This is a genomic window from Staphylococcus sp. HMSC14C01 (assembly GCF_001808085.1).
GTDB lineage: Bacteria > Bacillota > Bacilli > Staphylococcales > Staphylococcaceae > Staphylococcus > Staphylococcus hominis.
Genome location: NZ_KV792046.1, coordinates 1 through 8,549, shown reverse-complemented (window position 1 = coordinate 8,549; position 8,549 = coordinate 1). Strand labels below are relative to the sequence as shown.

Annotated in this window: 12 protein-coding genes and 1 pseudogene; 4 read left to right on the top strand and 9 right to left on the bottom strand. The window is 32.0% G+C overall.

Going from position 1 to position 8,549, the window contains the following annotated elements; translation table 11 throughout:
* Positions 1-98: 98 nt before the first annotated feature.
* Together HMPREF3131_RS08120 and HMPREF3131_RS08115 are read right to left on the bottom strand one after the other, a co-directional pair.
* Positions 99-446 carry an ArsR/SmtB family transcription factor gene (locus HMPREF3131_RS08120; protein WP_061815578.1) on the bottom strand — a complete coding sequence of 116 codons (348 nt, stop codon included), beginning with the start codon at positions 444-446 and terminating at the stop codon, positions 99-101.
* A gap of 18 nt (positions 447-464) precedes the next feature.
* Positions 465-1,082, bottom strand: coding sequence for a CadD family cadmium resistance transporter (locus HMPREF3131_RS08115; protein ID WP_002500367.1), 618 nt, complete (start codon positions 1,080-1,082; stop codon positions 465-467).
* A gap of 514 nt (positions 1,083-1,596) precedes the next feature.
* On the opposite strand from HMPREF3131_RS08115, the gene HMPREF3131_RS08110 reads away from it, so the two are divergent.
* The gene (locus HMPREF3131_RS08110; protein ID WP_061815577.1) at positions 1,597-1,941 is read left to right on the top strand and encodes an ArsR/SmtB family transcription factor; all 345 of its coding nucleotides are present in this window, start codon (positions 1,597-1,599) and stop codon (positions 1,939-1,941) included.
* Positions 1,942-2,446: 505 nt separating this feature from the next.
* Here HMPREF3131_RS08110 and HMPREF3131_RS08100 read toward each other — a convergent pair.
* The 7 genes and pseudogenes from HMPREF3131_RS08100 to HMPREF3131_RS08075 all read right to left on the bottom strand — a co-directional run.
* Positions 2,447-2,968 carry a super-infection exclusion protein B gene (locus HMPREF3131_RS08100; protein WP_218084743.1) on the bottom strand — a complete coding sequence of 174 codons (522 nt, stop codon included), beginning with the start codon at positions 2,966-2,968 and terminating at the stop codon, positions 2,447-2,449.
* Between the two features lie 89 nt (positions 2,969-3,057).
* The gene (locus HMPREF3131_RS11345; protein WP_050486199.1) at positions 3,058-3,768 is read right to left on the bottom strand and encodes a restriction endonuclease subunit S; all 711 of its coding nucleotides are present in this window, start codon (positions 3,766-3,768) and stop codon (positions 3,058-3,060) included.
* A 78-nt stretch (positions 3,769-3,846) separates the two neighbouring features.
* The gene (locus tag HMPREF3131_RS11580; RefSeq protein ID WP_049415645.1) at positions 3,847-4,134 is read right to left on the bottom strand and encodes a hypothetical protein; all 288 of its coding nucleotides are present in this window, start codon (positions 4,132-4,134) and stop codon (positions 3,847-3,849) included.
* 232 nt (positions 4,135-4,366) lie between these two features.
* Positions 4,367-6,010 (bottom strand): mercury(II) reductase, encoded by a 1,644-nt coding sequence (gene merA, locus HMPREF3131_RS08090; RefSeq protein WP_070436616.1) that lies wholly within the window; start codon positions 6,008-6,010, stop codon positions 4,367-4,369.
* 181 nt (positions 6,011-6,191) lie between these two features.
* The gene (locus HMPREF3131_RS08085; protein ID WP_049415651.1) at positions 6,192-6,476 is read right to left on the bottom strand and encodes a hypothetical protein; all 285 of its coding nucleotides are present in this window, start codon (positions 6,474-6,476) and stop codon (positions 6,192-6,194) included.
* A gap of 27 nt (positions 6,477-6,503) precedes the next feature.
* Positions 6,504-6,902, bottom strand: coding sequence for an Hg(II)-responsive transcriptional regulator (gene merR / locus HMPREF3131_RS08080; RefSeq protein ID WP_070436615.1), 399 nt, complete (start codon positions 6,900-6,902; stop codon positions 6,504-6,506).
* 9 nt (positions 6,903-6,911) lie between these two features.
* Positions 6,912-7,126: pseudogene (locus HMPREF3131_RS08075) on the bottom strand (hypothetical protein); the annotation flags it as partial.
* Between the two features lie 409 nt (positions 7,127-7,535).
* On the opposite strand from HMPREF3131_RS08075, the gene HMPREF3131_RS11575 reads away from it, so the two are divergent.
* From HMPREF3131_RS11575 to HMPREF3131_RS11335, 3 genes are all read left to right on the top strand, one after another.
* Positions 7,536-7,736: a hypothetical protein gene (locus HMPREF3131_RS11575; RefSeq protein ID WP_171991300.1), complete on the top strand. Its 201-nt coding sequence runs from the start codon at positions 7,536-7,538 to the stop codon at positions 7,734-7,736.
* Between the two features lie 231 nt (positions 7,737-7,967).
* Complete coding sequence (locus HMPREF3131_RS11570) at positions 7,968-8,102, top strand: SHOCT domain-containing protein (protein ID WP_256262200.1); 135 nt, start codon at positions 7,968-7,970, stop codon at positions 8,100-8,102.
* A 30-nt stretch (positions 8,103-8,132) separates the two neighbouring features.
* The gene (locus HMPREF3131_RS11335) at positions 8,133-8,300 is read left to right on the top strand and encodes a hypothetical protein (protein ID WP_002469039.1); all 168 of its coding nucleotides are present in this window, start codon (positions 8,133-8,135) and stop codon (positions 8,298-8,300) included.
* The last annotated feature ends 249 nt before the right edge of the window (positions 8,301-8,549 follow it).

The following is an 8,549-nucleotide window of genomic DNA, read 5'->3' as shown; positions in this document are numbered from 1 at the left end:
ACTAGATGAGTTACATATAACTTCCGATAAGTAGTTTTATGTTATATCTTTGCTTATTTTTATAGTATCAAGACAAGAAGAAACTCGTTTCACTCGTTTCAAAAACCCTTCTGATTTTTAGAGAAAAACTCTCTTATTTCATCGTCTTTAATAAAATAATATGCCATCTTTCCCTTTTTATAAAAATCAAGTACATCATTTTTATATAAAAGTCTTAAATGATGTGAAGTTGAAGCAACACTCATTTTCAATATCACAGAAATATCACAAACACACAACTCATCTTCTTTAATCAAAGATAATATAATTTTCAATTTCTTCTCATCACAAATCTTTTCTAAAATGTTAAGTAATTTCTTAGATTTATCATCTTCTAAAAAACTTAAAGCATTGTTAACTTTATCCTCATGTACACAGATCACATCACATGCATTTTCATAACTCATATGAAATCACACCCTAAATTAAAATATAAATCCTAAAATTGTTTGAATAGTGTCATTTTCTATAATGATAAATAAACCTAAAGCTATATAAATAACAGCCATAATCCAACGACCAAATTTCTCAACAATTTCTCCAACTCCTGGAATATTAGCTAATTTTTGTGCAGTAAATACCAAGAAGAAAATTAAAATTAAAAAGACAAACAAAGTAATTAATAAATTAGTAACACTTAATGTCACAAAATAGGGAACAAATAAACCGATATTATCAGCACCACAACTTGCTATCGTAACAATTGCAATCGTACCAACTAATTTAGACAATCCTTTTTCATTCAATTCTTTTTTAGCTCTCTCTTCTCCGTCACTATCCCCATAAATAGCCACTTTAATTCCTAAATAAATCGGTATTAACCCTAACAATCCTAATATCCATTTTTCAGGAACATAATTTAAGACAAAGGCAAAGAATAAACTTATGACAATCAATGCTACAGATCCTACATATTGACCAATATAAATATCTCGATATTCTTTTCTAGTCTTTGCTCTAGCAAAGAACATTAATAAAATCACTAATAAGTCTAATGCTGTCGCAATATAAAGAATAGCAGCAGTTACAATAGTCTGAAACATAATTACACCTCATTCAAAAATATTTTTGAATGTATTATAACTTATTTTTTTAAATAATCATAGGCGCTTTATTCCAATTGCTTTATTGACGTTGAGCCTCGGAACTTTTAACAAACTCAAAAAATAGTCGAATGGTTGGCATATAATCATGAATTTTAAATGTTTTCTTTAAACCAAAGTTAATGTATACGCCAAAATTTATTGCACATTATCTAGTTGACTTATTAAAAATGGGTCTTCGGAATATATAGTGGAATTAGCATTTTGATAATTCGAAAAAAATAGTGGTTAAATCGGATTGTTTGGTGGAATGCTAAGGAAAAATAATAATACCACAAAATTATAAATCAAACACGGGTGATTACGGGTAGGTAGTCAAACAAGAGGGAATTATATTTTATCTTATTAAGACGTTATAATGTACTGATAAAAAGATGCTCATATATGAACTTCAGGTTCTTGACACAAAAACCATTACACTATATAATGTAATTGTGAAATGGAGGAGGAAATAATGTCTGAAAACTGGTGTACACCAAAACCAAAACTAACGGAACGTCCCTTATTAGATACAGAGAACGCTGAAAGTTTAAGTGAGACCTTTAAAATACTTTCTAATGGGACACGGCTTAGAATACTGCATACCTTGCTTCGAACTCCAAATGCATCTGTTAGCGAGGTGGCAGAACAGCTTGAAATGAAACCTCAAGCCATTTCTAACCAACTTCAACGATTGGTTGATAAAGGCATCGTTCACAGTATTCGTGAAGCCAATTTTATTCGGTACCGAATTGTTGATAATTGCGTCGTTAGTCTATTAGATCGTGGTTGGTGTTTAACCGAAGATTTACCTAAATAATAAGGAGGAATTTAGTATGGAAAAATGTGCGAGACCGAACTGTAATTGTGTTCTTGGGGAAACAAAAGTAGAAGAAGCAGGAAAAGTTTACTGTAGTCAAGAATGTGTAGACAACTGTACTGATGAAGTTTGCGAGTGCAAAGATTGTAGCTGTGCAACTGCATAATTTAATAATTGTAAGGTTATCCCGTGTAACTATGGGATAACCCTTTTTATTGTAGGATAGTGAATGATAGGCTTTTTGTTTTCAATCATATAAATGCTTTATGAGATTGATGTTAGTAAAATAATTAGCAATGATAATTTCAATATCAAATCTATATTTAATACTATAACACCACAGAGTAGTAAAGGATGAACAATATGTCAGACTTATTATTACTACCAGATCTTAAAACAATAGAACCACCACAAGAAAATGAATCCGACATGATGTTTAAAGTGGAAGCAACTTTTCCACCATAAAATCCGAATACCCATAATTTGTAACCTAATAATCATTTTCTTAAGATGACTTACTATTTTTTAATTTATCTTTTATCCTTTTTTCTGCTTCTGGTTGTAACATGTATGGCATATGCGGATCAATCGCACTTGTTTCCCAACTTGAGACCGCTGGTGTAATTAACTGAAATTGTTGTAACAATCTGACCTTTTGATTTAAATACGATAGTTGTACTGCTTGGGGGTGATTATCATATAATTTTTTTAATATGATTAATGCTTCCTCATCATTAAATAATCTATCTTGATTTTCTTTAAAATACTCAAAAAACTTTTTATCTTTTCTTTTTTTTATGATATGAGCTCCTACTTGCACGATTAATAGGAAAAAAGATGCAATTAATAGAACAAAGATAATAAAACCATAGTTTTGCAAAAACTTATTAATATGAATTTTTTCTAATACTGACTCGTTAAAAAAATTCATACCTGTTAATAATGAGGTTGTTAAAAATGTTGCTAATAAAACTGTAAAATTTATAGGCTTAGAAATAAATTCCAATATTTTACCAATTCCATTCATCCTAGCTCCTCCTTTTTATTCTTATCATCGTGTAAACCTTCGCAAATATTTGTAAACTTTTCTATTAAAATAATAGACCTTTATCAGAATTAAACAAACATCTTCTGTAATAATCCTTGTTTACGTTGCTTTAATAATTCAACTTTTGTAGATTGTTTTTCAATTAAAATTTCAACTTTATCTAAGAAATTACCAATCTTAGTTTGTTCTTCTCTACAAGGTAATTTAATAGTTATTCCTTTTACTATACTTGCTGATAGATTACCTTGTCCCCCTTGAATATATGTTTTTAAAATATGTTGCTTTTGTAGTTTCAAAAAGTTTAATAAAAAACTTATAGATTCTTTTGACTTTATACACAATACTGCTTGATTTATTGCCCCATTAATTTTACTAATTGCTACCTCTCCACTTGTAGCTCCATAGAGTGCATATAGTAAATCTCCTTTTTCAACTAATTTAGCTGAAGAGTTATTAAGAGCGTTTTCTGTAATTTTTAGTTCTGTAAATTGCTTAGAAATTTCACCAGATCTAATAAATGGAATATCTCCATTATAATAACCAGCATTATTGGATTTTGGTGTTCCACCACTAAATGTTTTTGTAATTTCTCCTAATTGCGACGTCTTCCAATTAAGATACTCATCTCCATTTTCATCTTTAAACCTTAGTTCTTGTGAGAAAATCTTTTGCATATATCCACGCTTTTGTTGCTCTAAAAGTTCAAGTTTCTTTTCTTCTAATTCAATCTGGTGATCGAGTTTGCTAAAGAAATCACCAATTTTTTTCTTGTTCCTCAATTGAACCTTTATATAATCTAATACTTTTAACTAACTCCCAATCAGCACGTGGCATTTTTGAGCCGGCTGACTTATTAGCTACACTACTAAATCTATTTGTGAATAATAGTATTTATTTAAATAAGGTCTTAGTTTACTATACCAGACATTTTCTTTATTAAAGCTATTTTTTTGACTTGTGAACTGATTCGACATGTATGTATTAAGAATGCGACCTGTATTTTGCTCGATGCTATCTAATTCTATATCCTTTGTAGGATCTTCTATTTGTGGATTAAATTTTTTACTTTTATTTGTAACTAGTTCGTTAAATAAGTCATATTTCCAGTCTTCTTTAAAATCTTTAAATCTTAAACATGGATTCATTTCTTATGTATGCTCCTTTAAACTAATTTATTATAGTTATTACTAATTAACAATTGATTTAGGGGTACCGCCAACATTTCGGAAATTTTGTACGTTAAGGGAATTTCAACCTAAAAAAGTCGAATTCCTGTACGCTAAGGAACCGACTTTTTTAGATTGGCTTTCTCAATTATAGCCACCGGATAGTTTGAGTGTATTTTCTTCACATAGTTAAGCTACTATAAATAAGAGCTTACCCTGCACAACAAGATAATCTTGATACATCTTTATCAAATGTAAGTGCAGCTAATTTTAATCCTTCTGCCATTGTTAAATATGGTGCAAGGATTTCTTTTAAATCATCTACGGTTAAACCAAACTTAACGGCTAAAGTCGCTGCATAAATCACTTCACCTGCATTTTCAGATACAACATGAACCCCTAACATTTTCAATGTTTTCGAATCAGCAATAAGCTTAAAAACACCTGTTGTTTCATGATTTACTATAGCTCTTGGAACAGCATCTAAAGGCAATACGGAGGTTTTGACCTCATAGCCTTTTTCTTTTGCTTGTTCTTCTGTTAAGCCTACTGTTGCTACCCCTGGATTTGTAAATGTCACGCCGGGAACCACTGATAAATCTAGTTTTTTATTTAATTCACCGATTGCATTATCGGCAACAATTCCACCTTCATATGCTGCTAGATAGACAAATTGAAGCCCTAATGTAACATCTCCTGCCGCATAAATCTTTTCGTTACTTGTTCTAGCATAATCATTTATCAGTATTTCTTTTCGTTTTCCGACTTTAACCCCAGCTGCATTTAAATTCAACGTATCCGTATTTGGTTTTCTTCCTGTTGCAACAAGCAGCTGCTCTGATTCAATCACTTTTTTCTTGCCATCTACTGTAACATGAACCTTCTTTATCTCTCCAGATTGTTCTACACGCTCAAAAGTTGCCCCTTTTACAAGGTTTATTCCTTGTTCAATTAAAGCTTTTTCTACTACTTCAGAAATCTCTGGGTCATACTCTTTTAACAATCGCTCACTTCTTTGCATAAGCGTTACTTCTGAACCTAAGTTATGAAACAATTGGCCAAGCTCCATTCCGATATATCCTGAACCGATCACCGTTAATCGTTTAGGTACCTTTTTTATTTCAAGGAGCGTTGTACTTGTTAAATACTCCACTTCTTCAAGTCCTGAAATCGGCGGGAGAGAAGGAGATGCACCCGTTGCAATTAAAAAGCGTTTTGCGGAAAGTTTCTCCCCATTGACTTCAACCGTCTGTTCATCAGTAAATTTTGCTTCACCTACAATTAAGTCAATTCCATATTCATCAATTAGATCCACATATTTTTGATTGCGAAGCTCACTCACTAATTCATCTTTTTGCTTGATTAAGGGTGCTAATTCCACTTCTCCAGCAGATGTTTGTAATCCCGTAAATGGATTTACTTTTGCTAAATGATTAATTTCTCCAGCCCTAAGAAGTGTTTTTGATGGAACACAGCCAATGTTTACACATGTTCCGCCAACGGTTCCACGCTCAATCATGGCTACTTTTGCCCCGTATTCAATCGCTTTGATCGCAGCTGAAAAAGCCGAACCACCGGAACCAATGATAAGTAAGTCATAATCGCCTTCATTACCTAACACCACATTTTCTTGTGATGATATTTCTTCTATTTCTCCAGGTTGATATTTCGCCTCATCAATAGCCTTTTTTGCACTTTCAATCCCAATATCATCGGGTAATTCAAATAATACTTCACCGTGACGAAAACTAGCTTCTACATTCTTGGCACCAATATTTTCAAGTGCAACTGCTACATGTTCTTCACAACCCATACAAGTCATGCCACTAACTTTCATACTGATTTTCTTAGTCATTTTTTAACACTCCTTTTAATTATCGAAATATGCCACCCGGACCAATCCCCCAATAATAAGAAATATAAATTCCTGAAATTAAAATAACAATGTTGGTTCCATTGGATATTCCACATGCTGAGAGGCTTACAATAATGAGAGCTGATAATAAAATCTTTTAAAGAACAATATTGATTTCAAATCACTCCCCCCCTTTTTCTTCTGTTTCACTGAATTTATAATGGCAACAATCCGACTGACATGTATTACGACTACCTCTTCTTTTTACCAACATAATCAGTCCGACAATTAACAAAACAGAACCAAATATCCAAACTTGTTTTCCTATTAAGAAAGCACCCATAGAACTCAATCCAATTGCAATTAAAAGGATTGGTAAAGCGCAACATAGAACCAACAATGCTGGTATTCCTAAAAACAATAATTTATCATTATCCTTTACATTTTTTCTCTTTTGTACAGTCAATTTACATCACCTGCTAAAAAGTTGATTTTAACCCTCAAACATTTTCTCAATAATAGGGCAAGAATATAAATATTCTTCATTCGGACAACATTCTTTTAAATCATTCAACATATTCTCAACACGCATTAAATCTCTAATTTGTTGTTGTACTTCATCAACTTTTTGAGAAACGAACTCATACATATCCGAACACCACACATCATCCTTATCTACAACACCAAGCAACTTGTGGATTTCACTTAAAGAAAAACCAAGCTCTTGCATCCGTTTAATAAACCATACACGCTTAACATCATCATCTGAATATATCCGATAACCAGCTTTCGTTCGGGAAGGTTCTTGTAATAAATTTTTTTGTTCGTAATATCTAATCGTCTCTTTATTTACCCCACATTTTTCTGCAAATGCAGTAATACGATAACTCACATAGTTCACCTCTAAATAATAATAAACCGCGTACCATAGTACGCGGTCAAGTATAATACATTCGTTAATTCTGCACCGCATGGCTTTGTATATCTGACATAATGGTATAAATCATCAAATAAGTCTTTTTTAGCCTGTTTATCGCTCATATTGAATACTTCGTGTACATTAAGTCCTTTTTCTTCTAATCTCTTTAAAATCACGCCGAAAACGAATGTGTTCATGTATCATCACTCCATAAATTTTTAATATTCACATGAACACTAAAACACCGACACGTCGGTGTTTAATTATGTTTTCTTTTAGGCAAAGATAATATGGAATCAATATGTTCACTCCTTTGGTATATTCGCTGATATTTTATGCGTGCCTTGAGTGGAGATTTTTTGAGTGGTTTTTTCAAAAAATACGACACGTCCCTTGATGATTTCCAAACGGTTTTCAAGTGCCCCTTGCTGAGATGGCAGGAGGTCGGTTTTTTTATTTTGTTTAAATTCAAATGCTCTTATTTTGAATTTAAAGGGGGTATTTTAAAGAATTATGTATAGATCATATAGTTTTAACCTAAAAACATACATAAGCTCTTAAAACGCAAATATGCGCCAAATAAAGATATTGATTTGGAGCGTTCCCATGAAAATATTACGCTCAAAAATTGTGAAACCAAAAAATAAGCATAAGTCAGATATTCAATCTCCCGTTGATGAAACGGAAAAATATCCAATAAAAGATACAGATTATATGACAGATGATGAGGAAAAAGCAGATGAGGAATCTTTTAGTATTATTGCTTTCTGGAATTGGGAACGTAGGAATTATTTTATTAAAAAATAGTTCAATAATCGGGCCATTTTGCAGTACAATGAATTGCCTTCTGCTACTAATATTAAAAACACTTTTTTGGAATACTAATACCCCCATATGGTATAATTGTAAAACGAGAAAGAAGGAAAGGATTGACAAATTGTATGGGTATGGGTCATATGATGGGCGGAATGGGGTTCATTGGCATGATTTTTTGGATTATCATTCTTGGCTTGTTATTTTATGGTGTATATATATTAATTGCAAAAGCTTCAGAAAAACCCAAAAGGTGTAAGATCAGATGATTCTTTACAAATTTTAAAGGAAAGGCTGGCCCAAGGTGAAATTAATGAAGATGAATATGAAAAATTAAAGAAAGTGTTAAAAAAAGATTAGGGATACTTTGAATGAAAGGGGAAATAAGCGATGAAAAAGAAGTTACCTTTAGTGCTGTCGTTTGTACTAGCTGGTTTAATCGTCATTGGACAAACTGGTTTTACCCAAGGTTCTGATTATGACCAGAGAATGGATAATATGATGAATGAATGCATGAACTTCATGCAGTCCTTTGATGATAACAACGAAAATAAGTAGTAAAGTATATAAAAACACAATAACTACAAGGCACTGAACCCTTAAAATGGGAACTTAATAAAAACACTATGTTCTAGGCTGCTAATTCTCTGTATTTTACAGGGGATAAGTAGCCTAGTTTTTGTTTAATTTGTTGTTCCATCATCATTTGTTGCATTTGCTCCATATTCATTTCGGGCATGTTCATTTCAGAACGCCCCATGTAGTAATAAGGGTAAAGTTAATGTATACGCCAAAATTTATTGAACA